26 protein-coding genes and 1 pseudogene are annotated in these 25,718 nt (G+C 64.7%); 16 read left to right on the top strand and 11 right to left on the bottom strand.

Features of this window, described 5'->3' with window-relative positions; translation table 11 throughout:
• Position 1 precedes the first annotated feature (1 nt).
• Positions 2-718, bottom strand: a complete 717-nt coding sequence (locus tag G6N33_RS15275; protein ID WP_044508492.1) for an SDR family oxidoreductase — start codon at positions 716-718, stop codon at positions 2-4.
• Between the two features lie 153 nt (positions 719-871).
• Between G6N33_RS15275 and G6N33_RS15270 the strand changes: the two genes are divergently transcribed.
• The 9 genes from G6N33_RS15270 to G6N33_RS15230 all read left to right on the top strand — a co-directional run bounded on the left by G6N33_RS15270 (position 872) and on the right by G6N33_RS15230 (position 8,560).
• On the top strand, positions 872-1,741 hold the full coding sequence (locus G6N33_RS15270; RefSeq protein WP_044508493.1) for an alpha/beta fold hydrolase: 870 nt from the start codon (positions 872-874) through the stop codon (positions 1,739-1,741).
• Positions 1,742-1,815: 74 nt separating this feature from the next.
• Positions 1,816-2,517, top strand: coding sequence for a TetR/AcrR family transcriptional regulator (locus tag G6N33_RS15265; protein ID WP_044508494.1), 702 nt, complete (start codon positions 1,816-1,818; stop codon positions 2,515-2,517).
• Complete coding sequence (locus tag G6N33_RS15260) at positions 2,514-3,173, top strand: TetR/AcrR family transcriptional regulator (protein WP_044508495.1); 660 nt, start codon at positions 2,514-2,516, stop codon at positions 3,171-3,173. The genes G6N33_RS15265 and G6N33_RS15260 overlap by 4 nt, the downstream gene beginning before the upstream one ends.
• A gap of 123 nt (positions 3,174-3,296) precedes the next feature.
• The gene (locus G6N33_RS15255; protein WP_044508496.1) at positions 3,297-4,343 is read left to right on the top strand and encodes a zinc-binding alcohol dehydrogenase family protein; all 1,047 of its coding nucleotides are present in this window, start codon (positions 3,297-3,299) and stop codon (positions 4,341-4,343) included.
• Positions 4,344-4,397: 54 nt separating this feature from the next.
• The gene (locus G6N33_RS15250; RefSeq protein WP_044512439.1) at positions 4,398-5,285 is read left to right on the top strand and encodes a DUF427 domain-containing protein; all 888 of its coding nucleotides are present in this window, start codon (positions 4,398-4,400) and stop codon (positions 5,283-5,285) included.
• A 24-nt stretch (positions 5,286-5,309) separates the two neighbouring features.
• Positions 5,310-5,903 (top strand): TMEM175 family protein, encoded by a 594-nt coding sequence (locus tag G6N33_RS15245; protein WP_231382492.1) that lies wholly within the window; start codon positions 5,310-5,312, stop codon positions 5,901-5,903.
• A gap of 2 nt (positions 5,904-5,905) precedes the next feature.
• A complete protein-coding gene (locus G6N33_RS15240; RefSeq protein ID WP_044508497.1) occupies positions 5,906-6,595 on the top strand; it encodes a haloacid dehalogenase type II in 690 nt (229 codons plus the stop codon).
• 43 nt (positions 6,596-6,638) lie between these two features.
• Positions 6,639-8,078, top strand: a complete 1,440-nt coding sequence (locus G6N33_RS15235; protein WP_044508498.1) for a dihydrolipoyl dehydrogenase family protein — start codon at positions 6,639-6,641, stop codon at positions 8,076-8,078.
• Positions 8,079-8,092: 14 nt separating this feature from the next.
• Positions 8,093-8,560 carry a cupin domain-containing protein gene (locus G6N33_RS15230; RefSeq protein ID WP_044508499.1) on the top strand — a complete coding sequence of 156 codons (468 nt, stop codon included), beginning with the start codon at positions 8,093-8,095 and terminating at the stop codon, positions 8,558-8,560.
• On the opposite strand, the gene G6N33_RS15225 is transcribed toward G6N33_RS15230, so the two are convergent.
• Entirely contained in the window at positions 8,554-8,952 is a 399-nt protein-coding gene (locus tag G6N33_RS15225) for a VOC family protein (protein ID WP_044508500.1), read from the bottom strand. The two genes, G6N33_RS15230 and G6N33_RS15225, sit on opposite strands and share 7 nt — an antisense overlap.
• Positions 8,953-9,169: 217 nt before the next feature.
• Between G6N33_RS15225 and G6N33_RS15220 the strand changes: the two genes are divergently transcribed.
• Entirely contained in the window at positions 9,170-9,634 is a 465-nt protein-coding gene (locus G6N33_RS15220; RefSeq protein ID WP_044508501.1) for a hypothetical protein, read from the top strand.
• A gap of 300 nt (positions 9,635-9,934) precedes the next feature.
• Positions 9,935-10,747 carry a lysophospholipid acyltransferase family protein gene (locus tag G6N33_RS15215; RefSeq protein WP_044508502.1) on the top strand — a complete coding sequence of 271 codons (813 nt, stop codon included), beginning with the start codon at positions 9,935-9,937 and terminating at the stop codon, positions 10,745-10,747.
• Positions 10,748-10,758: 11 nt separating this feature from the next.
• Here the strand turns inward: G6N33_RS15215 and G6N33_RS15210 are convergent, their stop codons facing one another.
• Positions 10,759-11,598, bottom strand: coding sequence for a mycofactocin-coupled SDR family oxidoreductase (locus G6N33_RS15210; RefSeq protein WP_044508503.1), 840 nt, complete (start codon positions 11,596-11,598; stop codon positions 10,759-10,761).
• A 192-nt stretch (positions 11,599-11,790) separates the two neighbouring features.
• Between G6N33_RS15210 and G6N33_RS15205 the strand changes: the two genes are divergently transcribed.
• Positions 11,791-13,206: a WS/DGAT/MGAT family O-acyltransferase gene (locus tag G6N33_RS15205; protein ID WP_179962634.1), complete on the top strand. Its 1,416-nt coding sequence runs from the start codon at positions 11,791-11,793 to the stop codon at positions 13,204-13,206.
• Here the strand turns inward: G6N33_RS15205 and purQ are convergent.
• The 3 genes and pseudogenes from purQ to G6N33_RS15190 all read right to left on the bottom strand — a co-directional run bounded on the left by purQ (position 13,177) and on the right by G6N33_RS15190 (position 14,896).
• Entirely contained in the window at positions 13,177-13,851 is a 675-nt protein-coding gene (gene purQ / locus G6N33_RS15200; protein ID WP_044508505.1) for a phosphoribosylformylglycinamidine synthase subunit PurQ, read from the bottom strand. The two genes, G6N33_RS15205 and purQ, sit on opposite strands and share 30 nt — an antisense overlap.
• Entirely contained in the window at positions 13,848-14,087 is a 240-nt protein-coding gene (gene purS / locus G6N33_RS15195) for a phosphoribosylformylglycinamidine synthase subunit PurS (protein WP_044508506.1), read from the bottom strand. Before purS ends, purQ begins: the two co-directional genes overlap by 4 nt.
• Positions 14,088-14,162: 75 nt before the next feature.
• Positions 14,163-14,896: pseudogene (locus tag G6N33_RS15190) on the bottom strand (ATPase).
• On the opposite strand from G6N33_RS15190, the gene G6N33_RS15185 reads away from it, so the two are divergent.
• The gene (locus tag G6N33_RS15185; RefSeq protein WP_044508508.1) at positions 14,873-15,511 is read left to right on the top strand and encodes an MBL fold metallo-hydrolase; all 639 of its coding nucleotides are present in this window, start codon (positions 14,873-14,875) and stop codon (positions 15,509-15,511) included. The pseudogene G6N33_RS15190 and the gene G6N33_RS15185 sit on opposite strands and share 24 nt — an antisense overlap.
• Before the next feature lie 25 nt (positions 15,512-15,536).
• Here G6N33_RS15185 and G6N33_RS15180 read toward each other — a convergent pair whose 3' ends face one another.
• Complete coding sequence (locus G6N33_RS15180; protein WP_044508509.1) at positions 15,537-17,204, bottom strand: FAD-binding dehydrogenase; 1,668 nt, start codon at positions 17,202-17,204, stop codon at positions 15,537-15,539.
• Positions 17,205-17,253: 49 nt separating this feature from the next.
• Complete coding sequence (locus tag G6N33_RS15175) at positions 17,254-17,958, bottom strand: DUF2334 domain-containing protein (RefSeq protein ID WP_044508510.1); 705 nt, start codon at positions 17,956-17,958, stop codon at positions 17,254-17,256.
• A gap of 183 nt (positions 17,959-18,141) precedes the next feature.
• Between G6N33_RS15175 and G6N33_RS15170 the strand changes: the two genes are divergently transcribed.
• Together G6N33_RS15170 and G6N33_RS15165 are read left to right on the top strand one after the other, a co-directional pair.
• Positions 18,142-19,761, top strand: a complete 1,620-nt coding sequence (locus G6N33_RS15170; protein WP_044508511.1) for a DHA2 family efflux MFS transporter permease subunit — start codon at positions 18,142-18,144, stop codon at positions 19,759-19,761.
• 158 nt (positions 19,762-19,919) lie between these two features.
• On the top strand, positions 19,920-21,557 hold the full coding sequence (locus tag G6N33_RS15165) for a DHA2 family efflux MFS transporter permease subunit (protein WP_044512443.1): 1,638 nt from the start codon (positions 19,920-19,922) through the stop codon (positions 21,555-21,557).
• Between the two features lie 15 nt (positions 21,558-21,572).
• Here G6N33_RS15165 and G6N33_RS15160 read toward each other — a convergent pair whose 3' ends face one another.
• Complete coding sequence (locus G6N33_RS15160) at positions 21,573-22,136, bottom strand: TetR/AcrR family transcriptional regulator (protein ID WP_044508512.1); 564 nt, start codon at positions 22,134-22,136, stop codon at positions 21,573-21,575.
• Positions 22,137-22,228: 92 nt separating this feature from the next.
• Here G6N33_RS15160 and G6N33_RS15155 point away from each other — a divergent pair, with 92 nt between their 5' ends.
• Positions 22,229-22,675, top strand: coding sequence for a DoxX family protein (locus G6N33_RS15155; protein ID WP_044508513.1), 447 nt, complete (start codon positions 22,229-22,231; stop codon positions 22,673-22,675).
• On the opposite strand, the gene G6N33_RS15150 is transcribed toward G6N33_RS15155, so the two are convergent.
• Together G6N33_RS15150 and G6N33_RS15145 are read right to left on the bottom strand one after the other, a co-directional pair.
• Positions 22,604-24,766 carry a S9 family peptidase gene (locus G6N33_RS15150; RefSeq protein ID WP_044508514.1) on the bottom strand — a complete coding sequence of 721 codons (2,163 nt, stop codon included), beginning with the start codon at positions 24,764-24,766 and terminating at the stop codon, positions 22,604-22,606. The genes G6N33_RS15155 and G6N33_RS15150 overlap by 72 nt on opposite strands.
• On the bottom strand, positions 24,763-25,668 hold the full coding sequence (locus G6N33_RS15145; protein ID WP_044508515.1) for a phosphoribosylaminoimidazolesuccinocarboxamide synthase: 906 nt from the start codon (positions 25,666-25,668) through the stop codon (positions 24,763-24,765). Before G6N33_RS15145 ends, G6N33_RS15150 begins: the two co-directional genes overlap by 4 nt.
• Positions 25,669-25,718 lie beyond the last annotated feature (50 nt).

The following is a 25,718-nucleotide window of genomic DNA, read 5'->3' as shown; positions in this document are numbered from 1 at the left end:
CCTAAATCAGCGGTTCGCCGCCGTCGACTTTCAATGTCATCCCGGTCATGAAGGTGTTTGTCATGCTGAACAACACCGCACTGGCCACGTCTTGGACGGTCCCGATCCGTCCCGCCGGATTGGTGGCGGCGATGTGCCGGAAATAGTCTCGCTTACCCTCGTCGCCGAGAGCGTCCCACGCGCCGGTGTCAATGACGCCCGGCGAAATCGCGTTGACCCTGATCGGTGCAAGTTCGACGGCCAGCCAGCGGGCGAGAAAGTCGACGGCGCCGTTAGTCACACCCACCCCGAGGTACCCGACGTTGAGTTTGAAGGCGTGCACACCGGAAAACAGCACCAACGAACCGCCCGGATTTATCTGGGAGGCAAAGTGTTTGGCCAGCATGGCGGGGCCGATGACCTTGGTGTCGAAGGATAATTGAAGGTTTCGGCGCTCGAGGTCGGCGAGCTTTCCCCGGGCCCGCGCAGAGGCCGTCGATATCACGTGATCCACGGCGCCCACGCGCTCGGCAAGCGCGGCGATCGAGGAATCCTCGGCGAGATCGATAGTTTCAGCGGTGATGGCGGTGTCACGATAGGCATTGTCAAGTTTGGCTCGGTCCCGCCCGGCGGCGATGACGCGCCCGCCCTCCGACTGCGCCAGCAAAGCGACCGCTCTGGCGATGCCGCTGCCCCGGCCGACCACCAGAACAGTCTTGTCTTGCAACGAGTTACCCACGCTTACTCCTCGACGCAAGGGCCCTAAATGGGATGTACAGCCCAGAATATCTCTGTGCTGGAGGCACGGTCAACCGATGCACACTATTGCGGGCCACCCCTGCGGGTGCATACTGGGATGCACATCCCAGAACATCTCGTCAGGAGGAACCTTATGCCGGTTGTTCATCATCGCTACATCGTCGTCGACGGTCATCGATTGTTTTTCCGGGAAGCCGGCGACTCCGCAGCACCCGTACTGGTGCTCCTGCATGGATTTCCGACCAGCTCGTTCATGTTTCGAAATCTGATTCCCGCGCTCGCCGACCGCTACCACGTGATCGCTCCGGATCACCTCGGCTTCGGATTTTCCGACGCCCCGGCGGTCACGGAGTTCGACTACACCTTCGATGCGCTCGCCGAACTGACGGCGGCCCTGTTGGGCAGCCTCGGCATCGTCCGCTATGCCATATACGTCCAGGATTACGGCGCCCCGATCGGCTGGCGGCTGGCGCTGCGGGATCCCTCCGCCATCGCGGCGATCATCACTCAGAACGGCAATGCGTACGACGCCGGTTTCGTGCCGGACTTCTGGAACGCCGTAACGGCCTACCAAACGGAGCAGACCGCCGAGACCGAGGCCCCGCTGCGCGGGTTCCTCACGTTGGACGCGACCCGATGGCAGTACGTCACCGGGGTGGACGACGAGACGGTGGTCGATCCCGAATGCTGGCATCACGACTACGCGCTCTTGTCCCGACCCGGCAATGATCTGGTGCAGTTGACACTGTTTCGGGATTACGCCACCAATGCGCCGATGTACCCGCGGGTGCACGAGTACTTCCGCATTAGCCAAGTTCCGCTGCTCGCAGTGTGGGGACGCGGCGACAAGATCTTCGGGCCGGCCGGAGCCGAAGCATTCGCCGACGACCTGCCCGACGCGCAGATCCATCTGCTAGACGGCGGGCATTTCCTGCTGGAGTCGGCACTCGACGAGGCGACTGTCCTCATTCGCGCATTCCTCGCGCAACACATGCCCGTCTGACGCCAACGGCGCACCCGCGAAGCAATGGGCTGGAGATCCCATAATCGGGGGCGTCACCGGGTTAGCCTGACGCGATGGCCCATCCCGAGGTCCATGATGAACGACGGTTGACCGCCAAGGGGCGGGCGACCCGCGACAGGATTGTCCAGGCCGCCGCCCAGCTGATCGTCAGCGAGGGGCTGTCGGCGGCGAACATGGAAAAAGTGCGCAGGGCCGCGTCGGTCAGCGGGTCGCAGCTCGCCCACTACTTCGCCGACAAGGGCGCCCTGATCCGCGAGGTGATCAGACGTCAGATCGCCGTGGTGCTCGACTTCCATCGCCAGCCCAGCCTCGGCGATCTGGACTCGTTCGACGACTTCGAGCGATGGATCGATCTCAACATGCGCTACCTGCGACGCATCGGGACCTCCGGCGGCACTCCCACCTACCACGCGCTGGCCGCTCAGTTGGCCAAGTCCGACAACACGACGCGCGCCACCTTGGCGGCCGGCTATTGGCAGTGGGTGGAGTTGCTCGAATCCGCGATCCAGCGCATGAAGGGCAACGGCGCCCTGATGCCCGGCGCCGATCCGCGACGGCTGGCCCTCGCCATCGTCGCCGCGCACCAAGGGGGCGGCACGATGGCCTTCACCTATCGAGCGGAGTGGCCGCACGCCGACGCCACGCGCTTCGCGGTCAACTACTTGCGCATGTTCGCTACCGACCCCGACGAGCGCAAGCCGCGCCCTGCCCGGCGCCCTCGGGTCCGCCGGGTAAGTCCGAGGGCCGCAACGTGATCGACGATGCGAAGCCTCGGTTCACCCGCAAGGGACAGGCGACGCGCAACCGCATCATCAAGGCCGCGGCCAAGTTGATGTTCGAGCGGGGAGTAGCCAACACAAGCATCGAAGACGTGCGCCGCACCGCGGCGGTGAGTGGGTCACAGATCTCGCACTACTTCCGCGACAAGCGCGACTTGACCCGCGAGGTCATCGCCGCGCGCCGCGACGATGTCATCAAGTTCCACACCCAACCGCGGCTCGCCGCGCTCGACAGCATCGACGCACTGCAAGCGTGGGCCGATGCCTGCATTGACGACATCGACAGGGTGTACCGAGTGGGTGGGTGCGTCTATGGGTCGCTGGCTGGCGAATTGATCGAAGCCGACGACGAAGTACGCGACGACCTGGCCTACGGCTACGACCGGTGGCTTGAACTGTTCCGGACCGGCCTGACAACCATGCGTCGGCGCGGGGAACTTCGGCCCGATGCCGATCCCCGGCATCTGGCCGCGTCGCTGGTCAGCGCGCATCAGGGCGGGGCCATGATTACCCATGCCACCGGCGATGCCGAACCGCTGCGGGTGGCGGTCACCGCGGCCGTCGACTACGTGCGCTCCTTCACCACCGAGCCGGGCAAACGGGGCCGATCTCGGCAGCGACGCAAATCCTGACCGTCCCCTGTCAGCGCTGGACATTGTGGGTCTCCCAGCCCATAATTACTGGGTTGGCCGGCCCATTATTGCCGCGTGCGTCGCTATCACCGTCTGCCCGACGAGTCGGAAAGAGGCATTGCTATGAGCACCACCACCAGCGGCACATTGCCGACCGCTCCAGCAGTGGTGCGGGAGCAACCCGGCGGGGAAAACATGCGCGCCATCATCTTGGCAGGGTTCGGCGGGCTCGACAGTCTGGTCTATACCGAAATCCCTAAGCCGCGACCCAAGGACGGCGAGGTGGTGATCGAGGTGAAGGGATTCGGGATCAACCATGCCGAGCTGCACATGCGCCGTGGCGAGTGGGCCGAGGCCGCGGAAGTCAGCGGGATCGAATGTGTCGGGATCGTCGATTCCTGCCCGAGCGGGGAATTTCCGGTCGGCGCCAAGGTCGCCGCGCTCATGGGCGGTCTGGGACGAACGATCAACGGTAGTTACGCCCAATACACGCGGGTACGGGCGGCCAACGTTGCGCTCATCGAATCCGAGCTGCCGTGGTCGCAACTGGCCGCGCTCCCTGAGACCTACGCGGTAGCGTGGACGTGCCTGTTTCGCAACCTCGATCTCAAGGCCGGACAAACGCTGGTGTTGCGCGGCGCCACATCATCATTCGGCCAGGCGGCGCTCAAGATGGCGGTGGCCGCCGGCGCGAATGTGATTGCCACCGCGCGTAATCCGAAGCGCTTTGCGACACTCGAAGGCCTGGGCGCCTCCCGCGTCGAGCAGGAAAGACCTGACCTTGCCGCCCACATTGCCGAATCCAAACGGATCGATGCCGTGCTGGACCTGGTGGGCAACAGCACGATTCTCGACTCGCTGGACATGCTGCGCCGCGGTGGCACTGCGTGCCTCGCCGGATGGCTGGGCGGCCTCGATCCGATCGGCGACTTCAACCCGCTGCTGCGCATGGCCAGTGGGGTCAACCTGAACTTCTTCGGTAGCTTCGTGTTCGGCACACCCGGCTTCCCTCTGTCCGACGTGCCCTTGCAGGACATCGCACGGCAGGTGGCGGAGGGCAAGCTCGATGCAACGCCGTCACACGTCTTCTCTTTCGACCAGATTCACGAGGCACACCGCATGATGGAGGCCGGAGAAGCCGGCGGAAAAATGGTCGTCGTCATGGACTAAAAGTTCACGAAATATCGGCTCTGACAAGGTATTCAGCGAAGGGTGGCGGCGAAGATGGGGTTGGCATGGCAGCAAGGCCCGCTGGCCACCGGGTCGGTCGGCCACTTCTTGACTCCGCAGCCGCTGCCGCCCCGGCTACTTTACGCAGAGCCGTTACGTCGCCGCATGCGCGTCCGCTTTGCGGACCGATGGATCGCCGACAGCCAGGACGTGGTGCTACTGCACGAGCCCGGCCGCTATCCCGTCGCGTATTTCCCGGTGGACGACGTGGCAGGGGGCATCCTGCTCTCCGAGGGCCGCGTGACCCAGCACCAAGACCTCGGCGACACTCAATGGTTCACCGTGCGGGTCCCCGGGCGGGAGGCCACGCACGCGGCGTGGCAGCACATCGCCCTGCCCCACCATGCCGCGATTCTCGGCGGACGTGTGGCCTTCGCGTGGCGTGCCGTGGACGCCTTCTTCGAGGAAGACGAGCGCATCGTTGGGCATGCGGCCGACGCCTATCATCGCATCGACATTCGCTCCACCTCACGGCATCTGGTGGTTCGAGACGCCGATCGGGTGGTCGCCGACACACACCGCCCGTTGGCTCTGTACGAATCCGGCTTTGCGCCGCGTTGGTACGTGCCACGTGACGACATCGACGACTCGGCACTCAAACCCGTTGATGGACAGACATTCTGCCCTTACAAGGGAATCGCCTCTTACTACGATATCGGCGCCCACAAGCGCGCCGCCTGGTCCTATGTCAATGCCTGGGCCGAGGTTTCTCGGGTGCGCAACCTGGTGTCCTTCGAGCCCGACAAGATCGAGGTGTGCCTCGACGACAAACGGCTGCACCTCGAACCGGGTCAAACCGTCGTCCCGCACGGCGTCGACCGGGGACTCGACATCGATGAGGTGCTCGGCGAGCCGCCGCTGGCAGACCGTCGGCCAGAGTGAAACGCGACGCGACGGGAGGTCACGGTGGCTGCACGCAAAGTCAGCGCGGAGCGAGTGCAGGCATTCTCCGACGGCGTCTTCGCGGTGCTCATCACCATTCTGGTGCTCGAACTCAAGCCGCCCAGTGCACCCAGCATCGACGCGTTGTTGCCGCTGTGGCCGACGGGGCTGAGCTACGTAGTCAGCTACGTGTTCATTGCGATCGTCTGGGTCAACCATCACCATCTGTTCGGCTACGCCCAGAGCGCAACACCGCGGCTGGTGTGGTCCAATTTCGCGCACCTCTTCTCGGTGTCGCTGATCCCGTTCACCACCGAATGGATCGCCGACAGCCGGTTGGCCGACGCACCGGTGGTCTTGTATGCCTCGGTGTTCGTCCTGGTCAACATCACCTACATTGCGTTGTGCACCGAGGTCATCGACCGTCCCGCCCATGAGGATGTTTCGCATCGGTTGCGCAGGCTGCTGCGGATGAGGTCATTCCTCACGATCTTCGTCTTCGCGACAGCTGCGGTTGTCGCACTCCGCTGGCCGGCCGTCGCGATGGCGTTGATATGTCTGTGTCTGATCGGATACATACGGCCGGACATTCCGGATCATCAGGAGGCGCAGCAATAGTCATGCGGACGACACCATCGGTACTTGTTTTCGACGTCAACGAGACACTCATTGATGTCGAATCGATAGCGCCGCTTTTCGGCGAACTGTTCGGTGACGAGAAAGTGCTGCGCGAATGGTTCGGCCAACTCGTGATGTACTCGATGACGATCACGCTGGCCGAGCGCTATGTCGACTTCTTCACGCTCGGCCAAGGCGTCCTGCGCATGCTGGCCGATGCCCACGCTGTCGACATCACCGACGAACAGGTCGACCGCCTACACGCGCACATGAGAACGATGCCCGCCCATCCGGACGTCGAAGAAGGCCTTGTGGCATTGCGAAACAACGGTTTTCGGCTTGTTACGCTAACGAATTCGCCACACCGCCCCGGTGCAACGACACCCCTCGAGCATGCGGGACTCGCCGGATTCTTCGAGCGGCAGCTCAGCGTGGACTCCTGTCGTGCATTCAAGCCGTCTCCCGCGGTCTACCAACACGCCTGCCAGTCCCTCGACGTGGATCCCGCCGATTGCATGATGGTGGCCGCCCATGTGTGGGATCTGCTCGGCGCGCAGAACGTCGGCTTCAGCACCGCCCTGATCACGCGACCGGGCAACCCCCCACTGCCGGTCGACGGCCTGCCCCAACCGACCCTGGTCGCAAGTGACCTGCGACAGCTAGCCGAGCAGCTCGCCGCCGGGGCCTCTTAACCGACCGCCGATCGACGCAAACAGGCCCACCGAAAGCGAGAACATGACACCCAGCAACGAATTCGACGTGGTGGTGCTCGGCGCCGGACCGGTGGGCCAGAACGCCGCCGAACGTGCCCGCTCCGGGGGCCTGCGGGTCGCGGTCGTCGAGCGCGAACTCGTCGGCGGTGAATGCTCGTACTGGGCGTGCGTGCCGAGCAAGGCACTGTTGCGGCCCGTCCTTGCCCTGGCCGACGTCGGGCGGGTTGACGGCGCACGCGAGGCTGTCACCGGTCCGATCGACCCGCTGGGGGTGTTCGGGCGCCGCAATCGCTATGTGACCGATTGGGATGACACCGGCCAGGCCGACTGGGTCAGCGGAATCGGCGCGACCCTGGTACGCGGGCACGGCCGGCTCAATGGGCCCCGGCGGGTCACCGTGTCGTCGTCCGACGGGGAGATCACCCTCGATGCCCAGCATGCGGTAGTCGTATGCACCGGTAGTCGGGCCGCGCTTCCCGACTTGCCGGGCATCGTCGAGGCGCGGCCGTGGACGAACCGTCAAGCAACCGATAGCAGCACCGTGCCGGGGCGACTAGCGATCGTCGGGGCCGGTGGTGTCGGCGTCGAAATGGCAACCGCCTGGCAGGGATTGGGATCCGCGGTAACTCTGCTGGTTCGAGGATCCGGCTTGCTGCCGCGAATGGAACCGTTTGTCGGCGAACGCATCCGGTGCGGCCTCACCGACGCGGGTGTCGATGTGCGGGTGGGAGTCACCCTACGCGCGCTTCGGCGGCCCGAGGCGGCGGGCCCGGTCACTGTCGAGCTCGACGACGGCACCGACATTACGGTCGACGAGGTGCTCTTCGCCACGGGCCGGGCACCGCTCACCGACGACATCGGCCTGGAAACAGTAGGGCTGACCCCGGGCAGCTGGCTCGATGTCGACGACACCTGCCGAGTGCAGGCTGTCCAGGACGGTTGGCTCTATGCGGCGGGCGATGTCAATCACCGAGCGTTGCTGACTCACCAGGGCAAGTACCAGGCCCGTATCGCCGGTGCCGCGATCGCCGCACGTGCCGCCGGAAAGCCGTTGGACACCGCGCCGTGGGGTACGCATGCCACAACGGCCGACCACCATGCGGTACCCCAGGCATTCTTCACCGACCCCGAGGCAGCCGCCGTCGGACTGACCGCTGAGCAGGCGGTGCAGGCCGGGCATCGGGTCCGCACCGTCGACGTCGAAATCGGTGAAGTTGTCATGGGCGCCAAGCTTTATGCCGACGGCTATAGTGGCCGAGCGCGTATGGTGGTCGATGAAGATCAGCGCTATCTACTTGGGGTTACATTGGTCGGTCCCGGTGCCACCGAAATGTTGCACTCGGCCACCATCGCGGTCGCCGGTCAGGTTCCCATCGCCCGGCTGTGGCATGCGGTGCCCTGCTTCCCGACGATCAGTGAACTGTGGCTGAAACTTCTTGAGGCCTACCGAAATTCAGACTAGCGACAGGAGCGCAAATGGCAACCGCGGACGGTTTTCACCCCGATTTCGACGACACCGAACAAAGCCCACTGCGCAGCCGGGTACACCACATCAAGGCGTCCGACATCAGCACCGACACCGCACAATCGGAAGGCCTGCGGCGGTTCGCGGCCCTCAACGGCAAGTCGGTCGGCGCTGAGAAGCTATGGATGGGTGAGACTCACGCGCTACCGAACACCGTCTCCGACAACCACCATCACGGCGACTCCGAGACGGCGATCTACGTGCGCAGTGGACACCCGGAGTTCGTGTTTCACGACGGAGTCGACGAGGTGCGCATCGCGACCGCCCCCGGCGACTACGTCTTCATCCCGCCCTACCTGCCGCACCGCGAAGAAAATCCCCGCCCGGACGAGCAGGCCGAGGTCGTGATCGCCCGCAGCACACAGGAAGCCATCGTTGTCAACCTGCCCGCCCTGTACCCCCTGGAAAACGGTCAGTAGACGGCGATTTCGACCAGGTTCCCGTCGATATCCCGGCAATAGTGCGAGGTCATCGGTCCCAGTGCACCGGTCTTGGTGACCGGACCGGCAGTGATCTCGACTCCACACTCGATGAGATGAGCGCGCACGTCGTCCGGAGCGGTGTCGGTGATGAAGCAGAGGTCTTCGGAGCCTGGCGCTTCCACGGCCCCGGTGACCCAGTCGGGATCGTCGGCCAGGGCGCCCAGGGGCCGAAGGTTGATCTTCTGATTCCCGAAGACCAGCGCGGTTCTGTTCGACGGCCCGAAGGTCTCTTTTTTCATGCCCAACACCCGCTCATACCACGCGGCGGTAGCTTCGACGTCGTTGCAGTTGATCACGATATGGTCGAACCGGTTCACGGTGAATCCCATACTCATCCCTCGTACGCTAATGCGTCGCAGCACGACCTGCCGCGGCGCGGGCCCGATGCGGCTCTACCCGCCGGCGTCAGAACGTCACGATTGGGTAGCTGTATTCCGTTGTGCGCGTGACTGAATCGTTATACTCAGCAAACTCTCAACAGATTCTTGGCTGACCCACTGCTTGGCTCCAAGGATCCGCAAAGGCGCAGGTCTCAGCATTGATTCCATGACGACTGAGGCGCTGTCCGCCGATCTGATCGAACGTTACCTGTGCACCCGCGGCAGCCGGTATTTTCGCGGCCAGCACGACGGGGAGTTCTTTTACGTGGCCAATACCCGCCCGCGGCGGTTGCATGTCCACCTCGGCATCTCCCGTTGGCACAGTGATGAATTCACGATCCAAGTGACTCCTGGTTGCTTCTTCCCGGTGGGCGACAGCGCGCGGCTGGCCGACCTCGCCGATTCGTGGAATCACAAGAGCCGAGCAGTCATCGCGACCGTTCATGGATCCTCCGATCCGCGGCGGGTCGGCGTCGTGGCGCGTAACTCTCGGAGGGTCCGCGAACCCATCGAGTTCGACGAGTTCGCGACGCACGTCGACCACAGCATCGCGGCCGCGATCGAATTCTTCGCCGAGCTGAGCTGTGTCCCCGAGTGCCCGCAGGAGCCGTTGCTGCGGGACGCCGGGTGAGAGCCCTCACTCGGGCCCGGACGCGGGTTGAACTCGTAACGGATCACCGCGCACGGTCGGCGTAGCCGCCGGATGAATTCGGCTGGGTGGCAAGGTGATTGAAGAATTAAGGCACGAATTACGCTCCGACCCGTCCGAAGCCACCGGGACCAGAACAGCGTCGGGCATATTCCCCGCGATGCCGCCGCCCCAGCAAACGGATATAGCATTCTCTAAAACTGAGAGTACTCTATGTCACATGCGCTGCGGCCCGGGGACGGCCTCGCGCCGCCAACTACTGGCAACACAGACCGCGGGGGAATGACCATGGCCGACGCCGAACCGGCGACGCATGAGACCGCTAAATGGGACCCTCTGTTCACCGAACAGGTCGGGAACACCATCGGACCCGTGGTCAACCGCTGGTATCGCGCCGAAGTGCGAAACCTGGACAACCTTCCTGCGACCGGCGGTGCGCTCGTGGTGTCCAATCACTCCGGCGGCATGTTCACCCCGGACGTGATGATCTTTTCGTCGGCGTATTACGACAAGTTCGGTTACGACCGCCCGGTCTACACCCTGGCCCACTACGGGGTGTTCATGGGCCCGATGGACGGCTGGCTGCGCCGCGTGGGCGTCATCGAGGCCAGTCGTGAAAATGCCGCTGCGGCATTGCGTTCCGGCGCAGTCGTGCTCGTCTTCCCCGGCGGTGACTACGATTCCTACCGTCCCACACTGAGCGCTAATACGATCGACTTCAACGGTCGTACCGGCTACGTGCGGACCGCCATCGAGGCCGAGGTGCCGATCGTGCCGACTGTCTCGATCGGTGGGCAGGAGACCCAGTTTTTCCTGACCCGCGGCAATTGGCTGGCCCGCAAGCTGGGAATCACGAAAGCCCGGGTGGACATCTTGCCGCTCAGCTTCGGCTTCCCATTCGGATTCAGTGTCATCTTCCCGCCGAACCTGCCGCTGCCCGCCAAGATCGTCACCGAGGTGCTCGAGCCTATCGACATCGGTGCGCGGTTCGGCAAAGACGCCGACGTCGACGAGGTGGATGCTCACGTGCGTCGGGTGATGGAGGCCGCGCTCAGGCGGCTGGCGGACCAGCGCAGGTTTCCCATTCTGGGCTGACGGCGCGGCGCCTAGTGCTTCAGGTGCCCGCGATCCACCACGATCTGACTGCCGGACATGTTTATCGATCCGTCCCCGGCAAGCCAGGCGACGACATCCGCGATGTCCTCGGGAGCCATGAACTCTTCCGGAGCCCCAAGCGCGCGGTACGGCATCGGCGAGAGACTGTGCAGATAGGACGGATGCTGGGACAGAAGCGTCAGCATCTCATCGGAGCTGTTCATCGGCGTGCTCACCGCGTATGGGTGCACCGAGTTGACGCGGATGCCGTATTCGCCCAATTCCACCGCCAAGGCGTTGGTGAGCCCGACCAGACCATGCTTGGCCGCCGAGTAGTGCCCGTTACCGGGCGTGGCCTTCAGGCCGGTGGTCGAGCTGATGACGATAATCGAACCGCCGTTACCCAGCTCGATCATTGCCGGGACGGTGGCGCGCAAGGTTCGCCATGTGCCGCTGAGGTTGACGTCGATGACGGTGTCCCAGTGCTCTTCGGAGAGCTCCCACAATCGGCCGAAGCTCAATATCCCGGCGTTGGCGACCACGACATCGAGTCGGCCGAATTGCTTGACTGCGTCGTCGACCAGCTGCTGCATGTCGCCCAACTGGCGAATATCGACCTCGCGGGTCAGCACTTTGCGGCCCAAGTCTTCTACCGTCCGCGCCGTCTCCACCAAGTCCGCGGAAGTGGCGGGTGGGTACCGAACGGTGCTGGATACCGGAGCGCAGACATCGACGGCGACGATGTCGGCACCTTCGCCAGCAAGCCGCGCCGCGTGGGCGCGACCCTGCCCGCGCGCTGCCCCGGTCACGAGCGCGACTCGGCCCTCAAGACCGTTGTCTTTTCGACTCATTGGCTTCCCCCCCCTTCTACGAATCGTGTCCGTCGGCAGCGGCCCTGACAACGACTCATCTCCTAACTCGAAAGAGGCCGCCCCTCTCACTGCCTCGCACCGCGACGGAGATGCGAAACCGACCCGTAGCAAACTTGGATGCACTGCGGCATAGTTGGATCAGGTCGCGTCGGGACGGCGAGACGGGGGCGGGTGAAAAGACTCAACGGCATGGACGCCATGCTCCTTTACAGCGAGACGCCGAACCTGCACACGCACACACTCAAGGTGGCGATCCTCGACCCGTCCGGCTGCGACGGCGACTTCAACTTCGCGGCTTTTCAACGCCACGTGCTGCGCCGGCTGCATCTGCTCGAACCGTTGCGCTACAAGCTCGTCGATATCCCCTGGCAGCTCCATCACCCGATGTGGCAGGAAGATTGCGACCTCGACCTGGACTACCACCTGCGTCAAGTACAGGTGCCGGCGCCGGGTGGCCGCCGCCAACTCGATGAAGTCATCGGGCGGGTGGCCTCCACGCCGCTTGATCGCAACCACCCGCTGTGGGAATTCCACTTCGCCGAGGGGCTCGCCGGGGGCCGATACGCGCTGATCGGAAAGATCCACCACGCGTTGGCCGACGGCGTGGCCTCGGTCAACCTGCTCGCCCGCGCGATGGATATCGAGGGCTCGGCACAAGACGAACATGACAATGACCAGGCGGGGCACACCGCGACAACGAGCGAGCTGCTGCGTGCCGCAGCGCGAGATCACGTCCGGCAAATCGCCGAGCTACCCGGCCTGATCCGGGACGTGGCGCTGGGCATGCGCCGGGTGCGGCGTCGCTGGAAGCAACGGGGCCAACATCCCGATCTCGCCGAGACCTTCGACGCACCGCGGACCTTCCTGAATCACGTGGTATCCCCGCAGCGACGGTTCGCCAGCGCGCCGCTGCCGCTGGCCGACGTCAAGGCAACGGCCAAGGCGTTGGGCATCACCGTCAACGACACGGTACTGGCGATTGCGACCGGGGGCTTGCGCACGCTGTTGTTGAACTACGACGGCCGGGCCGACCGGCCGCTCATAGCATCGGTGCCCACCGCGACCGACAAGTCCCAACGCATCACCGGCAACGAGATCAGCGGGCTGATGATCTCGCTGCCGGTGCACATCGACGACCCCGCCAAGCGGGCACGGCTGGTTTCGCTGGCGACCTCGATTGCCAAAGAGGACCACGAGATCATGGGCCCGGCACTCTACGGCCGGATGATGGCGTATCTGCCGACGGCGTTCGCCCCGACCGCGTTTCGCTGGCTCGGTCAGCATGACATGCCCAACCGGCTGATGAATGTGGCGGTGTCCAGCGTGGTGGGCCCGCGCAAGCGCGGGCATTTCGGCGGCGCCGCGGTGACCGAGATCTACTCCACCGGAGTGCTCTCGCCGGGGGCCCCAGTCAACATCACGGTGTGGAGCTACGTCGATCAGCTCGGGATCGCGGTGCTCACCGATGACCAGACCTTTAACGATCCACACGAGGCAACGGATGCGATGACCGAAGCATTCGCCGAATTACGCAGAGCCGCAGGCATTTCGGTAGGGTCAGGCAGTCAAGACGGCGTCCAGGGCTGAATAGAACAGCCCCAACCCGTCGTCGGACGGCCCCGTCAACGCCTCGATCGCATGCTCGGGATGCGGCATCAGCCCGACCACCCGACCGTTGGCCGAGCTGATCCCCGCGATGCCGCGCATCGAACCGTTGATGTTGTCGTGGTAGCGAAACACCACGCGTCCCTCGCCCTCGAGTTCGTCGAGCACATCGTCCGGCGCGACATAGCGCCCTTCACCCGATTTGAGCGGAATCAGCAGATCGGCGTCGGCAGCGAAGCGTGACGTCCATGAGGTCGTGTTGGAGGCGACCCGCAACCACACGTCGCGGCAGACGAAGTGCAGACCCGCGTTGCGAGCCAGCGCCCCCGGCAGCAGCCTGCTCTCGCAGAGCACCTGAAAGCCGTTGCAAATTCCCAACACCGGCATTCCTGCGCGTGCAGCGTGGATCACTTCGGACATCACCGGGGCGAACCTGGCGATCGCGCCGGCCCGCAGGTAGTCGCCGTAGGAAAAACCGCCCGGCACCACCACCGCGTCAACCTTCTTCAGGTCGGCGTCGGCATGCCAGAGGCTGACCGCCTCCGCGCCGACGCGGCGCACCGCGCGAGCGGCGTCGACGTCGTCGAGTGTCCCGGGGAAGGTGATGACGCCGATCCGCGCGCTCACAGCGCTTCCCGGCTGATGGACCAGTCCTCGATCACGGTGTTGGCCAGCAAGGATTCCGCGATTTCGGCGAGCGCGGAATCATCGACGGAATCGTCGATTTCCAGCTCAAACCTTTTGCCTTGCCGGACGTCTGAAATTCCGGGATGGCCGAGTCGGCCCAGCGCGCCGACAATCGCCTGTCCCTGCGGGTCGAGAATCTCCGCTTTGGGCATCACATTGACGACCACCCGTGCCACCGGCGTCCCTCCTGACGATTTGCTACCGGACCCAACTCTACCGGGGGGCCCTGGCCTTCGCGTGACCTGCGGCGCTTACGGACAGGACGCGATATACGCCTCGCACAGCGGCGCCGTCATCGCGTCCAACGGTTTGGTGTCGGGCATCGACGGCCAGGACACCTGGGGCGGCCCGGACGACCACAGCGTCAGCTCGCTGATCGTGCTGCTCGCGACGTGCGCGATCAGGTAGGTGTGCATGATCACCGGTCCGCTGATGACCGCGGCCATCCGGTTCGTCTCATCGGTGGTGATCGACGGTGATTGCAGCGGCGCCCCCTGCTGGCAGGCGCGCAGCACCGCGACGGCGTTGGCGAACACCGAGGCCGCGATGGCGCCGCCACGTGCCGTGTCGCCACGCCAGTGCAGGATCTGGGCCTGCAGCTGCCACTGCCCGTCGGGCTGGACCACCGTCGCGCGGGCCGTGACCGCCGAGTCGCGCGGGTCCTGCGGGCGCGGCAGCGTTGCGCACAGCTCCTCGAACCGAAACCGGGGGCCCGGCCTGGTCGCCGTCGTCTGCACCGCCCGCCCCGCCAGCACAGGCCAGTTATACGGCGAGTTCAGCGGAATCGCGCTCTGCTGGATCCATGCGCTCGCGGGGATTTGGTCGCACACCGGTGGGCAAGTCTCCGGTTCGGCCGGCGCGGGAACCACGAATACAACGCCCGCCACCAGGCCGCCGGCGAGAAGTATCGTCGCGAAAACTACCCGCACACGACCACCCCCGTCAGGGCACAATCGTAGACATGCAACTGACGCATTTCGGGCATTCCTGCCTACTTGCCGAGTTCGACCACACTAGCTTGCTCTTCGATCCCGGTACCTTCGCGCACGGCTTCGAGGGAATCACCGGTTTGTCCGCCATTCTGATCACCCACCAGCACCCGGATCATGTCGACCCGACGCGGTTGCCGGCGCTGCTCGAGGCCAATCCCGGCGCCGCGCTATATACCGATTCGCAGACGGCGGCACAGCTGGACGCGCCGTTCGAGGTCGTACACGTGGGTGACGAGCTGCAGATCGGGGAGCTGACTATTCGGGCCGTCGGGGGCAGGCACGCAACCATTCACCCGGAAATCCCTGTGATAGAGAATATTTCGTATCTGGTGGATGATGGGGACCACCGTGCCCGGCTGATGCACCCCGGTGACGCGCTGTTCGTGCCCGACGAGCCAGTGGATGTGTTGGCCGCACCGGCCGCAGCGCCATGGATGAAGATCGCCGAGGCCATCGACTACCTGCGCGCGGTCGCTCCGGCCCGCGCGGTACCCATTCACCAGGGCATCGTCGCACCCGAGGCGCGCGGTATCTACTACAGCCGCTTCACCGAGATGACCGACACCGATTTCCAGGTGCTGCCCGAAGAATCCGGGGTCACCTTCTAATCTGCGCCGATGGCGAACCGCCGGACTAGGTTATGTCGCCGGCGGCGCCGCGGCCGGCAGCCCGGCCGCTGAAGATGCAGCCGCCCAAAAATGTGCCCTCCAAGGCTCGATAGCCGTGCACCCCGCCGCCACCGAAACCGGCAACCTCGCCGGCCGCGTACAGTCCGGCCAGCGCAGTGCCACCGGCTTTGAGAACACGCCCATCCAGATCAGTCTCGATGCCGCCCAAGGTCTTTCGCGTGAGTATGTGCAGTTTGACGGCAATCAGCGGACCGGCCTTCGGGTCGGTCAGCCGGTGTGGCGGCACTACCCGGCCCAGCCGGTCGCCGAGGTATCCGCGGGCCGCACGAATCGCGGTGATCTGACCGTCCTTCGTGAAGTTGTTGGCCACCTCGCGATCGCGGGCGGTGACCTCGGCCGCCACCGTCGCATAGTCCAGCGGGACCACATTCGGCAGCTTGTTCATCCCGGTTACCAACTCGCGCAACGAGTCTGCGCTGACAAAGTCGACCCCTCGGTCGACGAATGCTTGCACCGGACCAGGCGGACCGGAACTAACCCTGTTGCGCAGCAGCGCCCGCACACTCTGGCCGGTCAGATCCGGATTCTGTTCCTGCCCGGAAAGTGCGAACTCTTTCTCAATGATCTTGGCGTTCAAGATGAACCAGGTGTAGTCGTACCCGGATTTGGTGATGTATTCGCACGTACCGAGGGTGTCGAAGCCGGGATACAGCGGAACCGGCAACCGGTTGCCGGTCGCGTCCAGCCACAGCGACGACGGTCCGGGGATGATGCGGATGCCATGCAGCGGCCAGATCGGGTCGTAGTTGGTGATGCCCTCGGTGTAGTGCCACATCCGGTCCGGGTTGATCACCCGGGCTCCGGCCCGCTGGGAAATACCGATCATCCGGCCGTCCACGTGCGCCGGCACCCCGCTGAGCAGCTGCTCGGGCACCCGGCCCATTCGTTCGGGCCAGTTCTTGCGCACCAGATCGTGGTTGCCGCCGATGCCTCCGCTGGTCACGATCACCGCGGAAGCACGGAATTCGAACTGACCCAACCCTTTCCGCGACGACGGTCTGCCGCGCGGCTCGGCCGATGGCTCTAAAACGGTGCCCCGCACGCCGGTTACCGCGTTGCCCTCGACGATCAGCTCGTCGACTTGATGCCGGTGCGCGAATCGGACCGTGGAGCGATCCCGCAACCGACGAGCGAAGATGTCGACCAGCGCCGGCCCGGTGCCCCAGGTGATGTGGAATCGGGGGACGGAATTGCCGTGCCCCTGAGCGTTGTAACCACCGCGCTCGGCCCATCCGACCAACGGAAAGAGCTTCAGACCGCGCTCCCGCAGCCAGCTGCGCTTCTCGCCCGCGGCGAAATCCACGTAGGCGTGCGCCCATTGCCTTGGCCAGTAGTCCTCTTCGCGATCGAAAGCCGCTGTGCCCAACCAGTCCTGCAGGGCAAGCTCGTGACTGTCCCGAATACCCAGCCGCCGCTGCTCGGGGCTGTCCACGAAGAATAGGCCGCCGAACGACCAGAACGCCTGCCCACCCAGATTGGCGCTGTTCTCCTGGTCGACAACAAGCACCCGCAAACCGCGGTCCACCAGCTCACACGCGGCCACCAACCCCGACAGCCCGGCCCCGACAATGATCGCGTCAGCGGCGAAACCCGCCGCCGAAGAATCGCTCATGTCCGAAGAGCGTAGTGGCCGCAACCCACCGGGAGATCAGTCGGCTTGCTCAGGCCGCGTCCAGAATCGCCCTGTCGGGTCGCCACCGATACACGGTGGGCACGCAGCCGTGCATCGAGGCCAAGTCGACGGCATCGAGCATTGTTTGCAGTGGGCCGGGTTTGCGCAATTGCCGCGCCGCGACTGCGACCCGCACGATTCCACCACGTCGTGCGATCCGCTCGGCCGACAGCACCACCATGCGGCACCACCACGGCTCGGTCAAAAAGCCTTCGCCGATGCCCAGCACCCGGGCCCGGACGGTGCTGTGCCGGACCAGGTCGGTGACGCCGTGTAGATCAGCAAGCAATCGAAAGCCGTTGTGAGGCAATGCCTTCACCACGCCCGGCGACACTGTCCAGCCCGGTGCCGCGAACAGCCGGGTGCGCAGGCCGATGTGCTCGAGCACGCGGTCGGCCGCCATCAGCCGCAGGTTGGCCTCATGCGCCCGCAACATGGCGAACTCACCGCGTCGTTTCTTGCTCGCCGCATCGTCGTAGCCGTGCAGGACGATTGCGTCCCCTCCGGCGCGGCGGGCCGCCAGCCATTCGACGGTGCGCGGATCGCGGTCAAGTCGGTAGTCACCGGATAGGCGCGGCGCCACCAGCAACGACACGGGCACCCGGCGGGCGTCCATTTGGGCGCAGAACGCCTCGACGTCATCGAGGGTGCGCTCGCCAATCCCCGAGACCGAGACGATCAATTTTCCAGCCACGACCGAAGTTTGACCAGCTCAGGTGTCGGGACGGTGAAGGACACGCAGACGAGAGGCATATATCCACGCAACCAACGGACGCCATGGTGCGCTCGACGCGTGCCGCCTGCTACCGGACCACCGGCCACAACGCCCTAGGAAGCGAGCAAACACATGCCAGCCCCGGCTCGAAATCGATTCGATATGCTAAGCAACGTCATGGAGAAGGCCCGTTCCGCGGCGGGCGACGCCGCACCGCCCGCCACCCACACTGGGTTGCTGGGCGCCGGCGAACGAGTTTATCCGGACAAATTGGACGCGCCGCTGCTGCGGATTTCGGGCGTCTGCCTGCTCGCGGCCATCATGGCGATACTCGATGTCACCGTCGTCACCGTCGCGCAACGCACCTTCATCACCGAGTTCAACTCCGACCAAGCCGTCGTCGCATGGACGATGACCGGCTACACGCTCGGGTTGGCAACCGTCATTCCATTGGCCGGGTGGGCCGCCGACCGGTTCGGCACCAAACGACTCTTCATGGGCTCCGTGGTGGCGTTCGTACTGGGGTCACTGCTATGCGCGGTGGCGTCAACAATTGTGCAGCTCATCGTATTTCGGGTGGTGCAAGGTGTCAGCGGTGGCATGCTGATGCCGCTGGGATTCATGATCATGACCCGGGAAGCAGGCCCGGGACGGCTCGGGCGGCTGATGTCGATTCTGAGTATTCCCATGCTGCTTGCGCCGATCGCCGGGCCAATCCTGGGCGGGTGGTTGATCGACACCTCCAGCTGGCGGTGGATCTTCCTGATCAACCTGCCGATCGGACTGGCAACGCTGGTGCTGGCGGGCATCGTGTTCCCCAAGGATCAACCGGCGCGTTCGGAGACGTTCGACGTCGTTGGCGGATTGCTGCTCTCCCCGGGATTGGCCACGTTCTTGTTCGGAGTCTCCTCCATCCCGCACTGCGGGACGGTCGCCGACCGTCGCGTGGTGCTGCCGGCGACGATCGGGTTGCTGCTCATCGCCGCGTTCGTCGTGCACGCGTTGCGTCGCGCGGATCACCCGCTGATCGATCTGCGGTTGTATCAGAACCCGGTACTGACTCAGGCCAACGTGACAATGCTGCTATTCGCCGCGGCTTTCTTCGGTGCCGGCCTGCTGCTTCCGAGCTATCTGCAGCAGGTGCTGCACCAGAGCCCGATGCAAGCCGGCGTGCACCTCATCCCGCAAGGCCTCGGTGCCATGCTGACCATGCGACTGGCCGGACCACTGGTGGACCGGCAAGGACCGGGGAAGTTCGTGTTGGCCGGCATCGCGATGATCATCGCCGGCCTGGGCGCCTTCGCCTTCGGTGTAGCCAGGCACGCCGCATACCAGCCGATCCTGTTGGTTGCGCTGGCGATCATGGGCCTGGGGATGGGGTGCACGATGATGCCGCTCTCGGTCGCGTCCGTGCAGGCCTTGGCGCCACATCAGATCGCTCGCGGAACGACGCTGATGAGCGTGAGCCACCAGGTGGGCGGGTCGCTGGGGACCGCGCTGATGGCGATGATTTTGACGAATCAGTTCAACCGCAGCCACGACATCGTCGCGGCGAATAAATTGGCGGCGTTGCAGCAAAAGGCCGCAATTTCCGGGGTGCCGGTCGACCCGTCTCAAATACCGCCCGAATCGCTCGCGCCGGGCTTTTCCGCCAATCTTTTGCACGACCTTTCGCATGCCTATACGACGGTGTTTGTGGTGGCAGTCATCGTCGTGGCATTCACCATCGTCCCGGCAGCATTTCTGCCGAAAAAACCGGCCATCCAGACCGCCGCCCAATAGCCGTCCAGCCCGGTGTGCGCTGTCCGCCGCCGTTATCTCCACCGCCGCGCCCGTGAGCTGGAGCTTCGTCCCGGTCGCGCGCGATGAATGCGCAGTTGAGCGCCGTGGGTATACCCAAAGCTCCCACACAACAGAACGGCCTCGATATGCTCAGCCGCATGCTCAGCGACGCCATGGGACGAGCGCGTTCCACAGCTCCCAGGGTCGCGACGCCGCAACCGTCCCCCCAAGTTCAGGCTGCGAGCGACCAGGACTATCCCGACAAGCTCGACGCCAAGATGCTTCGCATCGTCTTCGTGTGCGGACTGGCCTGCATCATGGCGGTGCTGGACAGCACGGTGGTCGCGGTCGCCCAGGGCACCTTCGTCACCCAATTCAATTCCGATCAGGCGGTCGTGTCGTGGACGGTCGCGGCCTACATGTTGGCGTTTGCCACCGTGATACCGATAACGGGATGGGCCGCCGACAGGTTCGGCACCAAACGACTTTTCATCGGCTCGGTTCTGCTGTTCATGGTGGGCTCGCTGCTATGTGCGATAGCACCAAACATCGTGCTGCTGATCATATTTCGAGTAGTGCAAGGCATCGGTGGCGGCATGTTGATGCCGGTGAGCTTCGTGATCCTCACCCACGAGGCCGGCCCGAAGCGGGTGGGCCGTCTGATGGCGATCGGCGGCATCCCGATTTTGCTGGGGCCGATCGGCGGGCCAATCCTGGGCGGGTGGTTGGTCGGCGCCTACGGCTGGCAGTGGATTTTTCTGGTCAACCTGCCGATCGGCCTGCTCGCGGTGGCGCTGGCCGCCCTCACCTTTCCGAAAGATCGGCCGGCGCCCGCGGAGGCGCTCGACATCGTCAGCGTGCTGCTGCTACCTCCCGGCGTCACCTTGTTCCTGGCCGGGGTGTCGTCGGTGCCGGCGCAGGGCACGATCCTCAATCGGTACGTGCTGGCACCGACAATCGCCGGGCTGGTATTGGTCGCGGCATTTGTGTTTCACTCCTTTCGCGTGCAGCACCCGCTCATAGACCTGCGCTTGTTCAAAAACCGCGTGGTGACACACGCCAATTTGGCCCTGCTGGTATTCGGTGCCCCGTTTGTCGGCGTCGGCTTGCTGGTTCCGAGCTATTTCCAGCTCGTCATGCATCAGACCCCGATGGAGTCCGGGATGCATTTAGTACCGGTCGGCCTGGGTGCCGTATTGACGATGCCGCTCGCCGGCGCATTCATGGACAAACACGGACCTGGCAAAGTGGTGCTGGTCGGGCTACCGGCCATGGCGATCGGCCTGGGTATCTTCACCTACGGTGTCGCGACGCAGGCCGCCTTTTCCCCGGTGCTGCTGATCGGATTGTCGGTCATGGGACTCGGCGTCGGCTGCACCACGTCGCCACTGTCGGCGGCGGTGCTTCAGTCCCTGGCTCCGCACCAGGTGGCCCGCGGCACCACGCTGGTGACCGTCAACCAGCAGGTGAGCGGGTCGATTGGGGCCGCGTTGATGACGGTGATCCTGACTCAGCTGTTCAACCACAACGAAAGCCTGATCACGGCGAACAAGTTGGTGGCGGCGCAACAACAGAGCAGCGGACGGCGCCTTCCGGTCGAATCCGCGGACAGCGCATGGAAGGGTTTGGGCCCTGACTTCGGGGCCAGTGTGGCGCAAGCCTTTTCGCACGCCTACACCACCGTATTCGTGGTCGCCGTCGCATTGATCGTCGTGACGATCATTCCGGCGGCGTTCCTGCCGATGAAGCGGCCGGAGCCCCCGGTAGACCCAGAACCCGCCGCACCGTCCGCCTGACCACCGGCTGGCCGACTACCCCTCGAACAGCATCGTCGCGATCCGCAGCACAGTCACCAGCGGGTCGGTCGCTTTCACATCGGCGTTGACCGCGTCGTTGAGCCAGAGCGTCGAAAAGCCGTGCACCAGTGACCATGCCGCCAACTGTGCCGCCGCGGGGTCGGCCCTGGCCTGGGGATCACTTAATGTGTCCACGCCTCTGGACAATTCGGCGCCGGCGGCTGCTTGGGCCTCGGCCAGTTCGGCGTTCGCGGAGTCCAGCAGCGACCCGTCGAACATCACCTGGTAGTGCCCGGGGTGTTCGAGGGCGAACCGCACGTAGGCCAGCGCGGCGCCGGCGAAGTCGCCGCGGGCGTCGTTCAGCGCCTCGGCGAGCAGCCGGAAGCCCTGCGCGGCCAGCGCGGTGAACAAGCCGCGACGATCGGTGAAGTGATGCGCCGGCGCGGCATGGGAAACCCCCGCGACACGGGCCAGCTCGCGCAGCGATATGCCATCCGCGCCGCGTTCGGCCACCAGTTGTGCGGCTTGGCCGAGGATCACCGCCCGTAGGTCGCCGTGGTGGTAGGTGGGACGGTCCACCCGCCCAGCATAGCGGGTTCATCTTGACAATGACTAGATACAGCGAATAGCCTCAGATTTCGTATCTTGTCACTGTCTAGATTGGATCTGAGATGGCTCCGCTGATCACCTTGTTGTCGGGTAGCGTCGTCGCCGGCGTCGCCGGGCTGCTCGGCGTCGGTTACCTGCAGGGTTGGGCCGCGCCGATTGCCGTCGGCCTGGCCGCCATGTTTACCGTGACCGGTATCGCGCATTTTGCGCCGCCGCTGCGTCACGACCTCGTCGCGATCGTCCCGCCCCGGCTACCCGCCCCCGCCCTGCTCGTCAGCATCACCGGTGTGCTGGAACTCGCGGGGGCGGTCGGGCTGCTGCTGCCCGCTACCCGGGCAAGCGCAGCCTGGTGCCTCCTGGTGCTGATGCTGGCCATGTTTCCGGCCAACGTCTACGCCTCCCGGATGCCGCAACCCCCCAAGTCGATGACCACACGGCTACCGTCGCGCACCGGCACCGAGATCGTCTTTCTCGCCGCCGCCGTAGCGGTTGCCGTCGGCAACGGATAATAGCCAGGCGTACTGAAACGCGGTTTCCTGCCATGCCCGGTAACGGCCACTGACCCCACCGTGGCCCGCCGCCATCTGAGTCTTGAGCAACACCGTGTTCCCGTCCGGGTTGGCGTGCCGCAGTGCGGCAACCCATTTGGCCGGTTCCACGTAGTACACCCGGGTGTCATTGAGCGAGGTCATCGCCAAGATGGCGGGATACCTTTTGGTCTCGACATTCTCATAGGGCGAATAGGACTTCATGTATGCGTAGACTTCACTGTCGCTCAACGGGTTTCCCCATTCGTCCCACTCGGTGACGGTCAGCGGCAGCGACGGGTCCAGGATGGTGGTCAGCGGGTCGACGAACGGAACCTGGGCGAGGATTCCGGCGAACAGATCCGGCGCCAGGTTGGCCACCGCGCCCATCAGCAACCCACCGGCACTGCCACCCAACGCCACGAGCCGGTCCGGGCGCGTCACGCCGGAATCCACCAGATGCTGTGCTGCCGCAACGAAGTCGGTGAACGTGTTCTTCTTCTCCAACAGCTTGCCGTGCTCGTACCACAGCCGGCCCATCTCTCCCCCGCCGCGGGCATGGGCAATCGCGAACACCATGCCCCGGTCCAACAGCGACAACCGCGCTATCGAAAAGCTTGGATCCGTGCAGATTTCGTAGGCGCCGTAGCCGTAGATGAGGGTGGGAGCGGGAAGGTCCAGACCGGCCCGATGCACGATCGAGACCGGGATCAAGGTGCCGTCGGAGGCCGGTGCCCAGTCGCGGCGCTCCACATAGTAATCGGGTCGATAGTCGCCGAGCACGGGCTGCTCCCGCAGCAGCGTGCGCTCGCCGGTGCTCAGGTCGATGTCATAGATCCGCAACGGCGTGACCAAAGACCCCGCCCTGACCCGAAGCTTTGGCGAAACCCAGTTCGGATTGGCACCCAGGCCCGACGACATCAGTTCCGACTCGAAACCGATCTCCTCCGGCTCACCGTAGCTGCCGTCGGAAGCGATGGGCCACAACTGTATTCGCGGCAGGGCTGCGCGCCGGTAGCTGATCACCAGATGACTGGCGAAGGCATCCGCGGCTTCGATCCGCACGTCATCGCGGTGTGGGATCAGCGTTCGCTGCTGGGTGGGATCGCTGACCGGGGCCTCGGTGAGAGTGAAATTCACCGCGCCGTCGTTGTGCAGAATCAGGAAGCGGTCCCCCGCGCCGGCTATCGCGTGCTCCACCGAGTACTCGACGCCGTCCCGGCGCGGCAACACGACGGTGAATCGGGCCTGTGGGTCCCACGCGTCGGCGTAGTGAACCTCAGAGGTGATGGACGAACCGGACGCGATGAAAACGTAGGCTTCGCTGCGGCTCAGCCCCACCCCGAGCCAAAATCGCTCGTCGGCTTCGTGATAGACCAATTCCGCCGGCTCGCCGGAGCCCAGCCGATACCGCCACACCTTGTCCGGGCGGTGTGCGTCGTCCAGGGTCAGGTAGTACACCGTCCGGTTGTCCGCGGCCCATGTCACTCCGCTCGCGATATCGGCAATTTCGTCTGGGTATTTCTCGCCCGTACGTAAATCCTTGAACCGCAAGGTATACCGCTCGTCGCCGACAGTGTCGACGGAGTAGGCGAGCAGCTGGGCATCCAGGCTCACCAAGGCGGCGCCCAGGGCGAAGAAGTCGTACCCCTCGGCCTCTTCGTTCGAATCGAGCAGTATTTGCTCATCAGCAATGTCGGTGTTCTCGTCCAGGGCCGGCGGGTCCCAGTCGTCGGGGTCAGCGACCGGGCACCGGCATTGAACACGGTACTGCTGACCCTCGAACGTGCGTGAGTAGTACCACCAATCGCCCTGCCGGGTGGGCACCGAGAGGTCGGTCTCCTTGGTGCGCGCCTTGATCTCGTCGAAAAGCTGCTGCCGCAGCGGTTCTAGATGTTCAAGCCTCCGGTCGGTGTAGTCGTTTTCGGCCTCCAGGTAGGCGATGACCTCGGGATTGGATTTCTCACGCAACCACTCGTAGGGGTCGACGAAGACGTCGCCGTGGTGCTCACGGGTGGTCGGAACACGCTTGGCGACCGGCGGCGACGCCGTCGGGGCGTTGACCTCCGTCATGCCGCCGGGCCGATCCAGTCGTCGAAACTCAAGCCGGAGATGCGTTCGTAGGCGTTGAGGTAACGGTCACGAGTGGCGTCGATGATCGGCTGCGGCAACGGCGGTGGCGGTATGGAGCCGTGCCGGTCCCAGCCGGATTCCGGGCTCGTCAGCCAGTTACGCACGAACTGCTTGTCGAAACTGGTCTGCACCACCCCGACTCGGTAATCCTCAGCGGGCCAGTACCGCGACGAGTCGGGAGTGAAGATTTCGTCGGCCAATAGCAGATTGCCGTCCGGGTCGGTGCCGAATTCGAACTTCGTGTCGGCGATGATGATTCCCCTCGTCAGCGCGTGGTCGGCGGCCTGGGCATAGATCTGCAGCGTGCGATCGCGTAGCTGGTTGGCGCGGTCCGCACCCACCAGCTCTATCACCCGGTCGAAGGCGATGTTTTCGTCGTGGTCGCCCAGCGCGGCCTTGGTGGCTGGTGTGAATAGCGGCTCGGCGAACTTGCTGGCTTCGACCAGGCCGGGCGGTAATTCGATGCCGCATACCTGTCCGGTCTTCTGGTAGTCGAGCAACCCGGAGCCGGTCAGGTATCCCCGAGCCACGCATTCGACGGGCATCATCTCCAACTGCCGTACCACCAGCGCGCGGCCCAGCACCGAGTCGGGGATGCGCGGGTCGTCGGGCGGTCCGGCCAGGTGATTGGGAGTGTCGGTGAGTTCAGAGACGAGGCCGAAGAAGAAGACGCTCATCGCGGTCAGGATGCGTCCCTTGTCCGGGATTGTGCTGTCCAGGACGAAGTCATATGCGGAGATCCGGTCGCTGGCGACCAGCAACAGATGCTCGCCGTCGACGCGGTAGAGCTCACGGACCTTTCCGCTGGCCAGGTGCTGATAGTCGGACAGTGCAGGGCGCATCGGGCCAGCCTATCGGGCGTCGCGACGACCGTCGGGGCGGGAGCTGTGCT

This window comes from Mycobacterium simiae (genome assembly GCF_010727605.1).
GTDB lineage: Bacteria > Actinomycetota > Actinomycetes > Mycobacteriales > Mycobacteriaceae > Mycobacterium > Mycobacterium simiae.
The sequence above is the reverse complement of the archived record's forward strand: the minus strand, read 5'-3'. Positions and strand labels throughout refer to the sequence as shown.